Origin of the sequence: Pantoea sp. Taur (genome assembly GCF_009830025.1) — a bacterium.
Lineage (GTDB): Bacteria > Pseudomonadota > Gammaproteobacteria > Enterobacterales > Enterobacteriaceae > Pantoea > Pantoea communis.
On the sequence record NZ_SZZZ01000008.1, the window covers coordinates 83,203 to 100,122 of the forward strand.

General features: G+C 54.5%; 15 protein-coding genes. 12 read left to right on the forward strand and 3 right to left on the reverse strand.

Translation table 11 applies throughout. The features are described from left to right. Window positions 1-146 precede the first annotated feature (146 nt). The 6 genes from FD744_RS12910 to pspG all read left to right on the forward strand — a co-directional run bounded on the left by FD744_RS12910 (window position 147) and on the right by pspG (window position 5,997). The gene (locus tag FD744_RS12910; protein WP_058960071.1) at window positions 147-1,007 is read left to right on the forward strand and encodes a transketolase; all 861 of its coding nucleotides are present in this window, start codon (window positions 147-149) and stop codon (window positions 1,005-1,007) included. Then, on the forward strand, window positions 1,004-2,008 hold the full coding sequence (locus FD744_RS12915; RefSeq protein WP_160868416.1) for a transketolase family protein: 1,005 nt from the start codon (window positions 1,004-1,006) through the stop codon (window positions 2,006-2,008). Before FD744_RS12910 ends, FD744_RS12915 begins: the two co-directional genes overlap by 4 nt. 20 nt (window positions 2,009-2,028) lie before the next feature. Continuing rightward, window positions 2,029-2,886, forward strand: a complete 858-nt coding sequence (locus FD744_RS12920) for an NAD(P)-dependent oxidoreductase (protein ID WP_202403506.1) — start codon at window positions 2,029-2,031, stop codon at window positions 2,884-2,886. Window positions 2,887-2,934: 48 nt separating this feature from the next. Further along, window positions 2,935-4,260, forward strand: a complete 1,326-nt coding sequence (locus tag FD744_RS12925) for an MFS transporter (protein ID WP_058960074.1) — start codon at window positions 2,935-2,937, stop codon at window positions 4,258-4,260. A 91-nt stretch (window positions 4,261-4,351) separates the two neighbouring features. Beyond that, window positions 4,352-5,347 (forward strand): tRNA dihydrouridine(20/20a) synthase DusA, encoded by a 996-nt coding sequence (gene dusA, locus FD744_RS12930; RefSeq protein WP_160868417.1) that lies wholly within the window; start codon window positions 4,352-4,354, stop codon window positions 5,345-5,347. Window positions 5,348-5,730: 383 nt separating this feature from the next. Continuing rightward, window positions 5,731-5,997, forward strand: coding sequence for an envelope stress response protein PspG (gene pspG / locus FD744_RS12935; protein ID WP_034826939.1), 267 nt, complete (start codon window positions 5,731-5,733; stop codon window positions 5,995-5,997). Window positions 5,998-6,182: 185 nt separating this feature from the next. Here pspG and FD744_RS12940 read toward each other — a convergent pair whose 3' ends face one another. Continuing rightward, entirely contained in the window at window positions 6,183-7,166 is a 984-nt protein-coding gene (locus FD744_RS12940) for a quinone oxidoreductase (RefSeq protein WP_160868418.1), read from the reverse strand. A 73-nt stretch (window positions 7,167-7,239) separates the two neighbouring features. On the opposite strand from FD744_RS12940, the gene dnaB reads away from it, so the two are divergent. The 5 genes from dnaB to FD744_RS12965 all read left to right on the forward strand — a co-directional run bounded on the left by dnaB (window position 7,240) and on the right by FD744_RS12965 (window position 11,898). Then, a complete protein-coding gene (gene dnaB / locus FD744_RS12945) occupies window positions 7,240-8,646 on the forward strand; it encodes a replicative DNA helicase (RefSeq protein WP_034826934.1) in 1,407 nt (468 codons plus the stop codon). Between the two features lie 128 nt (window positions 8,647-8,774). Further along, the gene (locus tag FD744_RS12950; RefSeq protein ID WP_034826932.1) at window positions 8,775-9,266 is read left to right on the forward strand and encodes an Lrp/AsnC family transcriptional regulator; all 492 of its coding nucleotides are present in this window, start codon (window positions 8,775-8,777) and stop codon (window positions 9,264-9,266) included. A 230-nt stretch (window positions 9,267-9,496) separates the two neighbouring features. Beyond that, window positions 9,497-10,111, forward strand: a complete 615-nt coding sequence (locus tag FD744_RS12955) for a YitT family protein (RefSeq protein WP_034826930.1) — start codon at window positions 9,497-9,499, stop codon at window positions 10,109-10,111. Window positions 10,112-10,159: 48 nt separating this feature from the next. Further along, window positions 10,160-11,353, forward strand: coding sequence for an amino acid aminotransferase (locus tag FD744_RS12960; protein WP_097119024.1), 1,194 nt, complete (start codon window positions 10,160-10,162; stop codon window positions 11,351-11,353). A 188-nt stretch (window positions 11,354-11,541) separates the two neighbouring features. Next, window positions 11,542-11,898, forward strand: a complete 357-nt coding sequence (locus FD744_RS12965) for an MmcQ/YjbR family DNA-binding protein (protein ID WP_034826926.1) — start codon at window positions 11,542-11,544, stop codon at window positions 11,896-11,898. On the opposite strand, the gene FD744_RS12970 is transcribed toward FD744_RS12965, so the two are convergent. Further along, on the reverse strand, window positions 11,899-12,963 hold the full coding sequence (locus tag FD744_RS12970) for an NAD(P)-dependent alcohol dehydrogenase (protein WP_034826924.1): 1,065 nt from the start codon (window positions 12,961-12,963) through the stop codon (window positions 11,899-11,901). 290 nt (window positions 12,964-13,253) lie between these two features. Beyond that, the gene (uvrA, locus tag FD744_RS12975) at window positions 13,254-16,085 is read right to left on the reverse strand and encodes an excinuclease ABC subunit UvrA (RefSeq protein ID WP_034826922.1); all 2,832 of its coding nucleotides are present in this window, start codon (window positions 16,083-16,085) and stop codon (window positions 13,254-13,256) included. A gap of 222 nt (window positions 16,086-16,307) precedes the next feature. Between uvrA and ssb1 the strand changes: the two genes are divergently transcribed. Continuing rightward, window positions 16,308-16,859: a single-stranded DNA-binding protein SSB1 gene (gene ssb1, locus FD744_RS12980; protein ID WP_034826920.1), complete on the forward strand. Its 552-nt coding sequence runs from the start codon at window positions 16,308-16,310 to the stop codon at window positions 16,857-16,859. The last annotated feature ends 61 nt before the right edge of the window (window positions 16,860-16,920 follow it).

Sequence of the window (16,920 nt, forward strand, 5' to 3'; positions counted from 1 at the left end):
TTTGTCGGCAGGCGCCAGGGCTGAGTAATCTGCTGCTAAACGGCAAGCAGGTGAAAATGGCACGTGAATCCGCTGCAGCTTTCACCATGACAGATCGCTCTTCTGCTTGCCAACTCTGCTGATTTTCTCTTCTTTCAGGAACAGATATGACGACTCTTGCAGAACCGGAATTGAGCCTTACACAGCGGCTGTCACAGCACGCTTATCGTATTCGCCGCTACGCATTGCAAATGGGCGAAGTACAGGGGCAAGGCTATATCGGCCAGGCTCTGGGACTGGCTGATATGCTGGCCGTGGCATGGTGCCATGCGATGAATTACCGCGCGGAAGAACCCGAATGGGAAGGCCGCGACCGTTTTCTGCTTTCCCACGGCCACTATGCGATTGCTCTTTATGCGGCGTTGATTGAAGCGGGCGTGATTCCTGTGGAGGAGCTGGAAACGTACGGATCTGATGATAGTCGCTTACCAATGTCTGGCATGGCGACCTACACGCCAGGCATGGAAATTTCAGGCGGATCGCTCGGACAGGGGCTGACGATTGGTGTCGGTATGGCATTGGCATTGCGTCATAAAGGAAATCCGGCTTTTGTTTACAACTCAATGTCAGATGGCGAACTGGATGAAGGGGCAACCTGGGAAGCTGCGATGGGAGCGGCGCATCATCAACTGAGTAATTTGATCGTCATGGTGGATATCAACCAGCAGCAGGCAGATGGCCCCTCTGGCAAGGTCATGGGATTTGAACCGCTGGCAGATAAGTGGCAGGCATTTGGCTGGCATGTACAGCGTGTGGATGGCAATGACATTGCTGCTGTTAAGCAGGCATTTGATCGGGCACGCGCGTTAAGCGAACCCAAGCCGCGCGTCATTCTGCTGGACACGCTAATGGGTAAAGGCGTGCCATTCCTGGAAGCGCGTGAAAAGAATCATTTTATTCGTGTGGATGCTGACGAGTGGCAACAGGCCATCACCATCCTCGATCAGGCTCAGGAGGCCACGCAATGAGCAGCATCACCACAGAGAAAAAGCCACGCCTGACAACGTCGGCGATGATTGCCTCAATTGCCGCAGAAGGTCAAGCCACGGTTGCTGCGCCCTTTGGTCATGCGCTGGTCAAAGCCGCTGCGACCCGGCCGTCGATCGTTGGGTTGACTGCCGACCTGTCAAAATACACCGATTTGCATATCTTCGCCCAGGCCTATCCAGAACGTCATTTTCAGATGGGCATGGCAGAGCAGCTATTGATGGGCGCAGCCGGTGGCATGGCGAAGGAGGGCATGACGCCATTTGCGACCACCTATGCGGTGTTTGCCACGCGTCGTGCCTACGACTTTATCCATCAGGTGATCGCGGAAGAGCAGCTGAATGTGAAAATCTGCGCTGCGCTGCCGGGGTTAACCACCGGCTACGGCCCAAGCCATCAGGCCACTGAAGATATCGCGCTGATGCGGGGTATTCCGGGCATGACCATTGTTGATCCTTGTGATGCGCTGGACACGGAGCAAGCCGTTGCCGCTATCGCTGACCATCAGGGGCCGGTTTATATGCGTCTGTTGCGCGGTAAGGTGCCGCTGGTGCTGAACGAATACAATTATCAATTCGAACTGGGCAAAGCCAAATTGCTGCGCGATGGCCGTGATGTGCTGCTGATTTCCAGTGGGATTATGACAATGCGAGCACTGGAGACAGCAAAAGCGTTGGCAGCCGATAACGTTGATGTTGCGGTATTGCACGTACCGACCATCAAGCCTCTGGACACTGAAACCATTATCACCCAGTGCCGCCGTGCCGGGCGTTTAGTGGTGGTGGTTGAGAACCATAGCCTGGTCGGCGGTTTGGGTGAGGCGGTGGCGACCACGTTAATGCATGCGCAGGTCATGCCCGTGTTTCGTCAAATCGGCTTGCCCGATCAGTTCCTGGATGCGGGCGCGTTGCCCACTTTGCACGACCGCTACGGCATTTCCACAGAAGCGATGGTCAGCGCGATTCGCGTCTGGCTGGCATAACGGCGCGAAAGGAGAACAGCATGAAGGTGATATTTGTCGGCACCGGGGCAATTGGTGTTCCTATGGCTTGCCAGATTCAGCGTGCAGGGCATGCGGTAATCGGAGTGGATGTGTTTGAAGCGTCGCGCCAGCGTGCTCAGGCGCAGGGAATTGAAGCGGTTAGTCGCATTGCAGAAGCACCTGAAGCGGATGTAGTAGTGGTGATGGTCGCCACGCCACAGCAGCTGCAGGCGCTGGTGGCGGAAGCGCTGCCGCAGGTGACTGGTCAGCACTGGGTCATCATGTCCACTGTCGGGCCGCAGGCGGTACGTGAGACGGCTTCTTCACTGATTGCTGCCGGTGCGCAGGTGGTGGATGCACCGGTCACGGGCGGAACCGCCCGCGCCAGCACCGGTGAGTTAGTGATTTTTGCTTCCGGCGCATCTGCCGCCATTGCCTTTGTTGAGCCAGTACTCAAAACCATGGGATCGGTGTCGATAGTGGGTGACGAGGTTGGCGAGGGGCAGGGGATCAAGGTGATCAATCAGCACCTTTGCTCGGTGCATATTGTGGCAGCCGCGGAGGCGCTAAGTCTGGCAAAGTCGCTGGGGTTAGCACCCGCTCAGGTATTGAAACTGGTCGAGCGCGGCGCGGCGGGATCGTGGATGTTGTCAGATCGTGGTCCGCGCATGCTGGAGGGGACAGATGTCCCGGTCTCCAGCGCCATCAACATCTTTGTCAAAGATAGCGGGTTAGTGGCAGAGGCGGCGACCGCCTGCCACGCTGAGGTTCCGCTGTTACAGGTCGCTCATGCTCGTTATCTGGCGGCAGCAGAAGCCGGATTGGGGCAACGTGATGACAGCAGAGTGATCGAGACCTGGAGCAAACCTGCAAATTAACCGCTCCATCACTGCTGCCCGAAAAATACGATAATACCGGGGTAACACATGAACACGACTTCTGTACCTGCAAACACCCGCGACAATGCGGCGAAAGTCTCTTTCGCCTCAATGATTGGCTCAGCGGTGGAGAGCTATGATTTCTTTATCTACGGCACCGCCGCTGCAGCCTGGTTCGGCAAAATCTTTTTCCACACGCAAGAGCCTATCGTCGGCATTCTGGCGGCATTCGCCACTTTAGCGGTCGGCTTCCTGATGCGCCCGTTTGGCGGCTACCTCGCCGGCCATTTCGGCGATCGCTATGGCCGAAAAACCGTGCTGTTCTGGTCATTACTGGCCATGGGCGGTGCCACCGTATTGATCGGTGCGTTGCCAACCTATGAGCAGGCTGGCGTGCTGGCACCGATCTTGTTGATCTTATTACGCATGATCCAGGGGATCGGATTCGGCGCAGAGTGGGGCGGCGCGGTGTTAATGGCCTTCGAACATGCACCCGTGAAAAAGCGCGGTTTCTATGGTGCAGTACCGCAACTCGGGATACCGCTCGGCCTGCTGCTGGCGAATGGTTCTTTCCTGCTCTCTGCGGCACTGTTTGAAGGTGATTGGGTGTGGCGCATGCCGTTCCTGATCTCGTTTGTGATGGTGGCCATTGGCATCTTTATCCGAATGCAGGTCGCGGAATCGCCGGAATTCGAGAAAGCCAAAGCAGATAAGCAGATTGTGCAACAGCCCGCGCTGGAAGTGATTCGTCGCGACTGGCGCACCATCGTCAAAATTATGGGGCTACGCCTGGCAGAGACGGGTGGCTACTACATCACGACCAGTTTTATGTTGTCCTATGTGGTGCTGGCGGAAATCACAGATACGCGCCATGTGTTATGGGGCACGTTGATTGGTTCAGCGCTGGGGCTCGGCAGCCATCTGCTGTATGGCGCGCTAAGTGATAAGGTGGGACGTCGCCCAATATTCCTGATTGGCGCCATCTTCACCATTCTGTTTGGCATTCCTATGTTTATGCTGATCAACACCGGTGCAGTGATGATGGTGATTGTCGCTGTCGCTATGTCTCTGCTCTTTAGCCATGACCCGATTTTTGCGGTGGAGTCGAGTTGGTTTTCCGAGCAGTTTCCGGCTAACGTCCGCTCCTCGGGTATTTCATTGGGCTACAACGGCGCGTCCGTAGTGGCGGGGCTGTTACCGTTCATCGCAACAGGCGTGTACGGCATGGTCGGCTGGATCGGACCGGCGGTGATGTTCTCGTTACTGGGTGTTATTTCAACCTGGGTCGCCTTCAACACACGGGAAACCGCGCCGGTGAAAGTGGGCGAGCCCTCTCTGCCAGCCTCATCAACCTCAACAGCCCCGACGGTGTGAGTGAAATAACGGGCGGCTGTGTCGCCCGTTATTGCTGTGGTATCATTGCGCAGTTTCTCGTCACTCACTAACTCCGGATTTACTGCGTTTCATGACCGATACTTTCTCTTCGCAACGTTTTTCTATCGCTCCGATGCTGGACTGGACCGATCGCCACTGCCGTTATTTTCACCGTAAGCTGAGCGGCGATACGCTGCTGTATACCGAAATGGTGACCACGGGCGCCATTATTCACGGCAAAGGCGATTATCTGGCTTACAGCGAAGAGGAGCATCCGCTGGCGCTGCAGTTGGGCGGCAGCGATCCGGCAGCCCTGGCGCAATGTGCGAAGCTGGCGGAAGCGCGCGGTTACGACGAGATTAACCTTAACGTCGGTTGCCCATCCGATCGCGTGCAGAATGGGCGCTTTGGTGCCTGTCTGATGGCTGACGCCGCGCTGGTCGCAGATTGCATTAAAGCGATGCGCGATGTGGTCAGTATTCCGGTGACGGTGAAAACCCGTATCGGAATTGATGAGCAGGACAGCTACGCATTTCTGTGTGATTTCATTGGTACGGTGGCCAATAAGGGCAACTGCGATACCTTTATTATCCATGCGCGTAAGGCATGGCTTTCTGGTTTAAGCCCGAAAGAGAACCGTGAGATTCCGCCGCTGGATTATCCGCGTGTCTATCAGCTGAAGCGTGATTTTCCGGCGCTGACCATGGCGATTAACGGCGGCATCAAGACGCTGGAAGAGGCGAAAACGCATTTGCAACATATGGATGGTGTGATGATGGGCCGTGAAGCGTATCAGAACCCCGGCATCCTGGCGCAAGTGGATCGTGAACTGTTTGGCCGCGATACGCCGTCTGTCGATCCGGTCGCGGTGGTGCGTGCGATGTACCCTTACATCGAAGCGGAGCTGAGCAAAGGCACCTATCTGGGGCACGTTACACGCCATATGCTGGGCCTGTTCCAGGGCATTCCTGGTGCGCGCCAGTGGCGTCGTCATTTAAGTGAGAATGCCCATAAGCCGGGTGCCGATGTACGGGTGCTGGAAGCGGCACTGGCGCTGGTCGCGGATAAGATTCCACAGGAAGCCTGATTGTAGGTGAGTCGTGGTGGGCCGGTGTGCCCGGCCATAAAAGGGCAGTCCGAACGCCAGGGAAAGCACCTCTGTGCCGATCTGCCGCGCGAACATTCGCCCCATTTTTGGGAAACGGCCCGATGCTGCGCATGGCTGAAAACGCTCTCAGCGTATTTGTCTCTGGCGCGGAAGCTTTGCTTTTCTGACGGGCCATTTCTGTCCCTTCAGAGGAGCATCGCTGCCGTTAATACGGTTTAAAATGCACCAATAATTAGTGAATTTCATCACTGCTGAAATACCTCTTCTGAATATAACATCTTATTTTTCAATGTATTAACCGTATTCCTATATTGGCACGTATTTTGTAATACATTCTGTGTTACTTACACAGGAGAGCCTTCGTGGAAATTTTATTTGTTATCGGCTTTTTTCTGATGCTGTTGCTGACTGGCGTTTCACTGCTGGGCGTTATCGCTGCATTGGTTGTTGCCACTGTTGTGATGTTCCTCGGCGGGTTATTCGCGCTTGTTATCAAGTTGTTACCGTGGCTGGTGTTGGCGGTGGTAGCCGTGTGGCTTTATCGCGCCTTTACGACACCGAGCGGTGAAGTGAAATTGAACAGACTGAAAAGAAAAATCAGTAAGTTAGAGCGGCGTGGTTGGCGCTAAATGCGGGAGCGATCACAGAGTCGGTAATTGCTTAGTACGAATCTGCAATTAAACATATTTTTTACTTATGTTTTCTGTCAGGATGCGTAAAGTAATTCAAAACGAATTCATCGCCGCTGACCCTACACCAGCGCGAACTATAAAAAGAAAGAAAAAAGGGCTTCCTTCGGGAAGCCCTTAACTTTTTAGGGAATCAGCAAGCTGGAACCTTGCGTGGCGCGGCTCTCAAGAACCTGATGCGCGCGCACCGCATCGCTCAAGGCAAACTTCTGCTCTTCTGGTACCTTCAGCTGAATCGCACGACTGGCAATTAACGAGAACAACTCGTTGCTGGCGTTATCCAGTTCCTGACGATTGGTAATGTAACCAAACAGCGAAGGGCGTGTGACAAACAGCGAACCTTTCTTGTTCAGAATCCCAAGATCAACGCCGGTGACGGGGCCCGAGGCATTACCAAAACTCACCATTAAGCCATGACGACGCAGGCTATCGAGAGAAGGTTCCCAGGTATCTTTCCCCACCGAGTCATACACCACCGCGACCTTTTCACCGTCAGTCAATTCACTGACGCGCTGAGCGATATTCTCCTCGCGATAGTTAATGGTCGCCCAGGCACCGGCATTTTTTGCAATCTGCGCTTTTTCGGCGGAGCCCACGGTACCAATCAGATGCGCGCCCAGCGCTTTAGCCCACTGACAGGCAATCAGTCCCACGCCGCCCGCTGCGGCATGGAACAGGAAGATTTCATCGGCTTTCACTTTGTAGGTCTGACGCAGCAAATACTGCACGGTTAAGCCTTTCAAAAACGAGGCAGCACCTTGTTCAAAGCTAATGCTCTCCGGCAGGATCACCAGGCGCTCTTCCGCCACGTTATGCATTTCGCTATAGGCACCCAGCGCAGCCTGACAATAGACCACGCGATCGCCGGGCTTAAAGCGCGTCACGCCTGAGCCAACGCGTTTCACCACGCCAGCGGCTTCAGTGCCCAGCCCGGACGGGAAAGCTGTCACCGGATAGAGCCCGCTGCGCACATAGGTGTCGATATAGTTGATGCCAATCGCCTTGTTTTCGACCTGAACCTCATGTTCGGCGGGATCGGCCAGCTCAAAATCGACCCATTGCAGTACCTCCGGGCCACCGTGTTGGTTGAACTGAATACGCTTTGCCATTCTGACTCCTGTGATTGTTCATCCTGGGACGGTATACTTGCGCGTCCCTTTCACGATCGGTAATGCATTCACTATGGCAGGAAATAAACCCACCAACAAATCCAACGAACCCCGCGATCGTCAGCTGGAAGGCGTGAAAATGCCGCCGCACTCTATTGAAGCGGAGCAGTCGGTGCTCGGTGGGTTGATGCTGGATAACGAACGCTGGGATAACGTCTCCGAGCGCGTGGTGGCGGATGATTTCTTCAACCGTTCGCACCGCATGATCTTCTCTGAGATGCAGCGTCTGCTGGAAATGGGCCAGCCGATTGACCTTATTACGCTCTCTGAATCGCTGGAAACACTGGGCGAGCTGGAGATGGCCGGTGGCTTTGCTTATCTTGCAGAGCTGGCGAAAAACACGCCAAGTGCAGCGAATATCGGCGCTTATGCGGATATCGTGCGTGAACGTGCCGTTGTGCGCCAAATGATCTCGGTCGCGAACCAAATTGCTGATGCCGGTTACGATCCGCAGGGGCGCAGCAGTGAAGATTTGCTCGATTTCGCAGAATCCAACGTCTTTAAGATTGCTGAACAGCGCGCCAATAAAGCAGAAGGCCCGCAGAACATTGAGCAAATTCTGGAAGCCACGGTATCGCGTATTGAAGCGCTGGTGTCGACCCCGCACGATGGTGTCACCGGAGTGGATACCGGCTATCAGGATCTCAACAAAAAGACCGCCGGTTTGCAGGGTTCAGATTTGATCATCGTGGCGGCGCGTCCGTCGATGGGTAAAACCACTTTCGCCATGAACCTGTGCGAAAACGCCGCGATGCTACAGGACAAACCGGTGCTGATTTTCAGTCTGGAGATGCCCAGCGAACAGCTGATGATGCGTATGCTGGCGTCATTGTCGCGCGTGGACCAGACGCGCATTCGTACCGGCCAGCTGGAAGACGAAGATTGGGCGCGCATCTCTGCCACCATGGGCATCCTGCTTGAGAAGAAGAACATGTTTATCGATGATTCTTCTGGTCTGACGCCCACGGAAGTGCGTTCGCGCGCGCGCCGCGTGTTTCGTGAGAATGGCGGTTTAAGCCTGATCATGATCGACTATCTCCAGTTGATGCGCGTGCCGGCGTTATCGGACAACCGTACGCTGGAAATCGCAGAGATCTCGCGCTCGCTCAAGGCCTTGGCGAAAGAGCTTAATGTTCCGGTGGTGGCGTTGTCGCAGCTTAACCGCTCACTGGAGCAGCGCGCCGATAAACGTCCGGTGAACTCGGATCTGCGTGAATCGGGTTCGATCGAGCAGGATGCTGACTTGATTATGTTCATCTATCGCGATGAGGTGTATCACGAAAACAGCGATCTTAAAGGGATCGCCGAGATCATCCTCGGTAAGCAGCGTAACGGCCCTATCGGCACAGTACGATTGACCTTCAATGGCCAGTGGTCGCGTTTTGATAACTACGCAGGGCCGTCTTACGACGACGAATAATCCTTTCCAACGAGATGCATGCACGATTTGTGCATGCATTTCACGTCATCAGAAAATAGTGTTGGACAACCTTGGCTTTAATCAGGTTATCTGTACCAAAGCGCACCCTATAACGCTGTGGAAGCAGAATGACTCAGGTAGACGATTACGACCTTAAGATATTGACACTATTACAATCTAACGGCCGCCTTACCAATCAGGAACTCAGTGATTTAGTCGGTCTTTCGGCGTCTCAATGTTCACGCCGCCGCATCAATCTCGAACAGGCAAACCTCATCCTCGGCTATCACGCACGGCTCTCGCCGGACGCGGTGGGTCTTGGCATGGTGGGCTTGATTGAAGTGCGTTTAAAGAATCACACGCCAGATTATGAAGAGAGTTTCCATCGCATGGTGGCAGAGGAGGATGCGATTGTTGATGCCTTCAAAACCACCGGTGATGCTGATTATCTGCTGAAAGTGGCCGTGGCTGATTTAGCCTCGCTGAGTGCGTTGATCAGTCAGCTGGTGGCCGGCCATCAGAGTGTGGCCCATGTGAAAACCTCCGTGGTGTTGAGCCGTTTAAAAGAGAACGGCTTGATGATTATCCCCGAGCACAAAACGCGCCAAAAAAGTGCATGATGTGCTAATCTGGTGCAATTAACGCACGATGAATGCAAAAAACGCGCACCAGAAAACAGATTTGTGCATGAATCAACGATCATGGTTTGGGTTGATGCACAAAAACCTGCAATAAAAGCGCCTTAGATATCAATTGGATAATCGCTGGCACCCCATAGGTGGCGACTTAGCGCCGCCTATGTGGTGCGTTTTTTGCATTTGAACCGCATCATTTGCACTGAGATTACTCCATGGATAACGTTGTTCAACCCACTAAAATTCCTCATTCACGTATTGAAGATGCGCTGGCGATAGTGCTCGGCACGTTAATGGTTTCCTTTGGCGTGATGATGCTGAAACAGGCGGGTGCGCTGACTGGCAGCACTGCAGGTATCGCGTTCTTAATCAGCTATCTGACGCACCTCTCTTTTGGTAGCGCATTTTTCCTGATTAACCTGCCGTTTTACTGGCTGGCAGTGCGCCGCATGGGCTGGGAATTCACGATTAAAACGTTCTGCGCGGTGGGGCTGGTTTCACTGTTCACACACTTGCATCCGATGTTCATCCATTTTTCTGCGCTAAATCCGTTTTATGCGACATTGTTCGGTAACGTGGTGATGGGGATTGGGTTTATAGTGTTGTTTCGTCACAAAGCCAGTCTCGGCGGTATCAATATTTTGGCACTCTGGCTGCAGGACCGCATCGGTCTGCGCGCCGGCAAACTGCAAATGGCGGTAGATACCTGCGTGGTACTCGCTTCGCTTTTCGTGGTGTCGCTGCCGATACTTTTGGCCTCAATTGCGGGCGCGGTGATCCTCAATCTCATCATCGCTATGAATCATCGTCCCGGCCGCTACATGGTTTAATGACGCCTCTTTACCGACTATTTATGACCAATCATGGAGATCTGCACCGTGTTTCAAAACGTTGATGCTTATGCTGGCGATCCAATTCTGTCGCTGATGGAAACCTTCAAACAGGACCCACGCGACAATAAAGTGAATCTGAGCATTGGTCTCTATTACAACGAGGCGGGCATCATTCCTCAGTTGCAAGCCGTGGCTGCGGCAGAAGAACGCCTGCAGGCGCAGCCGCATCAGGCGTCGCTTTACCTGCCGATGGAAGGCCTGGGCCCATACCGTAATGCGATTGCACCGCTGCTGTTTGGCAAAGAACACCCGATGCTGAAGGCCGGCCGCATTGCTTCCATCCAGACGTTGGGTGGCTCCGGTGCACTGAAAGTAGGGGCGGATTTCCTCAAGCGTTACTTCCCGAACTCAAATGTTTGGGTGAGCGATCCGACCTGGGAAAACCACATCGCGATTTTCAACGGTGCTGGTTTCGACGCTCAGACTTATCCGTGGTACGACGAAGAGACCAACGGTGTGAAGTTTGATGCGTTTATTGCCAAGCTGAAAACGCTGCCGAAGCAATCTATCGTGCTGTTGCACCCATGCTGCCACAACCCGACGGGTGCGGATCTGACGAACGCACAGTGGGATGAAACCACCGAAGTATTGAAAGCGCAGGAACTGATTCCCTTCCTCGATATCGCTTATCAGGGCTTTGGTGCCGGTATGGAGCAGGATGCTTACGCGATTCGCGCGATTGCGGCTGCGGGCTTGCCAGCACTGGTCAGCAACTCATTCTCGAAAATCTTCTCGCTGTACGGCGAGCGCGTTGGCGGCCTGTCCATCGTGTGCGAGAGCGCAGAAGAATCTGCACGCGTGCTGGGTCAGCTGAAAGCTACCGTGCGTCGCAACTACTCCAGCCCGCCAAACTTTGGTGCGCAGGTGGTTTCTTGCGTACTGAACGATGAAGCACTGTTGAACAACTGGCTGGCCGAGGTGGAAGCGATGCGCCTGCGCATCATCGAAATGCGCCAGACGCTGGTCAACGTATTAAGCACCAAGCTGCCAGGCAAAAACTTCGATTACCTGCTGAAGCAGCGCGGCATGTTCAGTTACACCGGTTTAAGCGCGCAGCAGGTTGATCGCCTGCGTGATGAGTTCGGCGTGTATCTGATCGCCAGCGGCCGCATGTGTGTGGCTGGCCTTAACAGCCGCAACGTTAACCAGGTGGCTGAGGCCTTTGCTGCCGTGATGTAACGCACTTCACAGCAGGAGAAAACCGCCATGCCTTCGGGCTGGCGGTTTTTTTATGCGCGTAATCGGGTGCCACCGCCTTTACCTTTGGCTGACTTGCTGCACACTTAAACGGTGTCATGACGTCTGTATTGCAGCCGATGGCAGACGTCATCGGGCCTCACATCGGCCTCTACCAAGGAGAATACCGCATGAACATTTCGGATCTCCTCACCTACTGCATGAGCAAATCGGGTGCGGAGCAGAGCTATAAAAATGAATGGGATGCCACACAGGTAAAAAGCGAAGGCGTACTGTTTGCCATGGTGCATGAGGTGAAAGGGCGTCCGGCGCTCTCGTTGAAAACCTCGCCTGCGCTGGCCGATTTATTGCGCGAAGAGCACAGTGATGTGTTTCCGAGTGAGCATTTAAATAAGTCGCACTGGAGTACGCTGTGGCTGGATGGATCCCTAAAGGATTCGCAGATTTATTATCTGGTGGAGGCTTCCTGGCAACAGGCTGACGCCACGCGCGCGGCGGGCGTCAGCCATGATGAAGACGCGCGCTAATTAAGCCGCTGACTCTTCACGCAGGGTGTTGATATCAATCACGAAGCGGTATTTCACGTCGCTTTTCAGCATACGTTCGTAGGCTTCGTTAATCTGGTTCATGGCGATCAGCTCGATATCTGAAGTGATACCGTGCTTGCCGCAGAAATCCAGCATCTCCTGTGTCTCAGCGATACCACCGATCAGTGAACCGGCGATGCTGCGACGCTTGAAGATCAGATTAAAGACCTGTGGAGCCGGATGATCGTGCTCTGGCGCGCCCACCAGCGTCATGTTGCCATCGCGTTTCAGCAGGGCAATAAACGGGTTGAGATCGTGCTGAGCAGCCACGGTGTTGAGGATGAAATCGAAGCTGTTGTTGTGCTGCGCCATTTGATCAGCATCTTTCGAAATCACCACTTCATCAGCACCCAGGCGCTTACCGTCTTCAATCTTCGATGGTGAGGTGGTGAACAGCACCACATGCGCGCCCATCGCATGCGCGATTTTCACGCCCATATGGCCGAGGCCGCCCAGACCGACGATGCCCACTTTCTTACCTGGACCGACGTTCCAGTGACGCAGCGGTGAGTAGGTGGTGATACCGGCACACAGCAGCGGGGCAACGCCTGCCAGCTCAAGGTTTTCCGGCACGCGCAGCACAAAGCTTTCATCAACCACCATGCTGGTAGAGTAACCGCCGTAGGTGATGGCGCCGGTTTCGCGATCTTCACCGTTATAGGTGCCAACAAAACCGTTTTCGCAATACTGCTCCAGTCCTTCCTGGCAGCTTGGACAGCTGCGGCAGGAGTCAACCATACAGCCGACACCGACCAGATCGCCCACTTTGTATTTGTGAGTGTGGCCGCCAACGGCGGTAACGCGTCCAACGATCTCATGGCCTGGCACCACCGGGAAGATGGTGTTTTTCCATTCGTTGCGCGCCTGATGCAGGTCAGAGTGGCAAACGCCACAGTACAACACTTCAATCTGCACATCATGAGCGCGCAGCTCGCGCGGCTTATAGTCGAACGGGGCGAGTTTAGTTTTCGCGTCCTGTGCGGCATAGGCATGCGTAATATTCATGGTGTCTCCAATCGGGTGTGTCGTGAGTGTTTTGCGGGATCCCGTTCAGCGAGCTGAAGGGACAAAGGCGTAACGAGCTACGCCAAAAAGGAACTGTGTAAGGATAGTCAGCAGGATGAGATGCGTATATGCCTGAAGTTGTCTGATTCTTGCCTGTTTCTGCATTTTGCTGCGGAATCTGACAGCGAGGTATCAGGCCCGACTGACTGCAATATTCAGCGAGTAAACTAGAGAGTGCGGCGTATGTGGATTGAAAGAAATAAGAAGGCCCGCACTGCGGGCCTCCAATTTTATTTCTTCTTCAACATCGGCTTAAGGAAGCGAGCGGTGTGGGATTTTTCACACTCCGCCACGGTTTCTGGCGTGCCTGAAATCAGGATTTCGCCGCCGCCGCTACCGCCTTCTGGGCCGAGATCGACAATCCAGTCAGCGGTTTTGATCACGTCGAGGTTGTGTTCAATCACCACAATGGTATTGCCCTGATCGCGCAGCTGATGCAGCACTTCCAGCAACTGCTGAATATCAGCAAAGTGCAGACCCGTGGTTGGCTCATCAAGGATATAGAGCGTCTGCCCGGTACCGCGTTTCGATAGCTCACGTGCCAGTTTCACACGCTGCGCTTCACCGCCTGACAGCGTGGTTGCAGACTGACCGAGGCGAATGTAGGACAAGCCCACGTCGATCAGCGTTTGCAGTTTACGCGCCAGCGCAGGGACAGCATCAAAGAACTCACGCGCTTCTTCGATAGTCATATCCAGCACTTCGTGAATGCCTTTGCCTTTGTATTTAATCTCCAGCGTTTCGCGGTTATAGCGTTTGCCTTTGCACTGATCGCACGGCACATACACATCCGGCAGGAAGTGCATTTCGACCTTGATCACGCCATCGCCCTGGCAGGCTTCGCAGCGTCCGCCACGTACGTTAAAGCTGAAGCGCCCCGGATTATAGCCACGTGAACGCGCTTCCGGCACACCCGCAAACAGCTCACGCACCGGAGTGAAAATGCCAGTGTAAGTAGCCGGGTTCGAGCGCGGCGTACGGCCGATTGGGCTCTGGTCGATGTCGATGACTTTATCGAAATGCTCCAGACCGGCGATCTCGCGATACGGCGCCACCTCCGTGGTGGTCGCGCCGTTCAGCTGACGCTGCGCAATCGGGAACAACGTATCGTTAATCAGCGTGGATTTACCGGAACCGGATACGCCAGTGATACAGGTAAACAGACCCACCGGGATCGTCAGCGTGACGTCTTTCAGGTTGTTGCCGCGCGCGCCGGTAAGTTTCAGCACTTTTGCCGGATCGCCTTTCACGCGCTGTTGCGGAATGGCGATTTCGCGCTTGCCACTCAGATACTGACCGGTCAGCGAGGCTTCGTTAGCCATAATGGCATTCACGTCACCCTCAGCCACCACCTGACCGCCGTGCACACCCGCGCCAGGACCGATATCAATCACGTGGTCAGCGGCGCGAATCGCATCTTCATCGTGCTCGACCACAATCACGGTGTTGCCGAGATCGCGCAGGTGAATCAGCGTACCAAGCAGACGTTCGTTATCTCGCTGATGCAGGCCAATTGAGGGCTCATCCAGCACATACATCACGCCCACCAAACCCGCACCGATTTGACTTGCCAGACGAATACGCTGCGCTTCGCCGCCAGAGAGGGTTTCTGCGGAACGCGACATCGACAGATAATTCAAACCGACATTAACGAGAAAGCTCAGGCGATCGCCGATCTCTTTCAGGATTTTTTCGGCGATCTGCGCACGCTGCCCGCTCAGTTTCAGATTGCGGAAGAAGTCGGTGGCATGTCCAATACTCATCTCAGAGATGGTCGGCAGGTTGGTATTCTCAACAAATACATGGCGTGCTTCACGGCGCAGGCGTGTGCCTTCGCAGCTGGTGCAGGAGCGGTTGCTGATGAATTTCGCCAACTCTTCACGCACCGCATTGGATTCCGTCTCTTTATAACGGCGTTCCATGTTGTGCAGCACACCTTCAAACGGATGACGACGTACTGAAGTGTCGCCCCGATCGTTGATGTATTTAAATTCGATACTCTCTTTGCCGGAACCGTACAGAATCACTTCACGCGCTTTGTCGCTCAGGCTGTTGAACGGCGCTTCGACATCGAAATCCAGATGCTCTGCCAGCGAGCGCAACATCTGGAAGTAATAGAAGTTGCGGCGATCCCAGCCACGAATTGCACCGCCAGCCAGTGACAGTTCAGGGTTCTGCACCACACGATCGGGATCGAAATACTGCTGCACGCCGAGCCCATCACACGTTGGGCAGGCACCAGCCGGGTTGTTGAACGAGAACAGGCGCGGTTCCAGTTCACTCATGCTGTAGCCACAAATAGGGCAGGCAAAGTTAGCCGAGAACAGCAGCTCTTCGGCATCGCTGTCATCCATGTCGGCGACGATGGCGGTGCCACCACTCAGTGCCAACGTGGTTTCAAAGGATTCGGCTAAGCGCGTTGCCAGGTCATCGCGCACGCGGAAGCGGTCCACCACGACTTCGATGGTGTGTTTTTTCTGCAATTCCAGCTTTGGCGGATCGGAGAGATCACAGACTTCGCCATCAATACGGGCGCGGATGTAGCCTTGCGCCGCGAGGTTTTCCAGCGTTTTGGTGTGCTCGCCTTTGCGATCTTTCACCACGGGTGCCAGCAGCATCAGACGACGGCCTTCTTCCTGCGCCATCACCTGATCCACCATCTGGCTCACGGTCTGTGCCGCCAGCGGAACATCGTGATCCGGGCAGCGCGGCTCACCCACACGGGCAAACAGCAGACGCAGATAGTCATGGATTTCAGTAATCGTGCCGACCGTCGAGCGCGGGTTATGCGATGTGGATTTCTGCTCAATAGAGATAGCGGGCGAGAGACCTTCAATATGGTCCACGTCCGGTTTCTCCATTAATGAAAGAAACTGGCGCGCATAGGCCGAGAGCGATTCAACATAGCGACGCTGACCTTCGGCATACAACGTATCAAACGCCAGCGAAGACTTACCGGAACCCGACAGACCGGTGACCACAATCAGCTTATCGCGAGGGATGATCAGGTTGATATTCTTCAAATTATGGGTGCGAGCACCGCGGACTTCGATCTTATCCATTCACCTTTCCCGGATTGAACAACACTCGCCATGCCTTGCCAGCATGACCAGCAGAAACGCGTTAGTATGGCACAAAAAATAAACTGAATAAATATCCAGTGTTTTTGCTATTCTGTGTGCCAAATAAAAATTGCGAGCCTGCTCTGAAGTGGGCACCGTCATTGTGACGTGATACAATTTTTGGCTTAGACTTTTAGCATCAACTCATCGGGAGACAGCAACATGGCCAGTCGTGGCGTAAACAAAGTGATTCTTGTCGGGAATCTGGGTCAGGATCCGGAAGTGCGCTACATGCCAAATGGTGGCGCGGTAGCCAACATTACGCTGGCCACGTCGGAAAGCTGGCGCGACAAGCAAACCGGTGAAAACAAAGAGATCACTGAATGGCACCGCGTTGTGCTGTTCGGCAAACTGGCTGAAGTGGCGGGTGAATACCTGCGTAAAGGCTCTCAGGTTTACATCGAAGGCCAGCTGCGTACCCGTAAATGGCAGGATCAGAGCGGTCAGGAAAAATACACCACCGAAGTGGTTGTTAACGTTGGCGGCACCATGCAGATGCTGGGTGGACGTCAGCAGGGCGCGAACGCAGGTGGCGCACCGATGGGCGGCCAGGGCGGCGGCAATAACAACGGTTGGGGCCAGCCACAGCAACCTCAGCAGCAGCCTCAGGGCGGCAACCAGTTCAGCGGCGGCGCACAGCAGCGTCCGCAGCAGCAGAGCGCCCCGGCGAACAACGAACCGCCAATGGACTTTGACGACGACATCCCGTTCTGAGTCAACGCTCACGCATAACTACTCGCTAAGGCCTCGTTTTACGGGGCTTTTTTGTATCTGG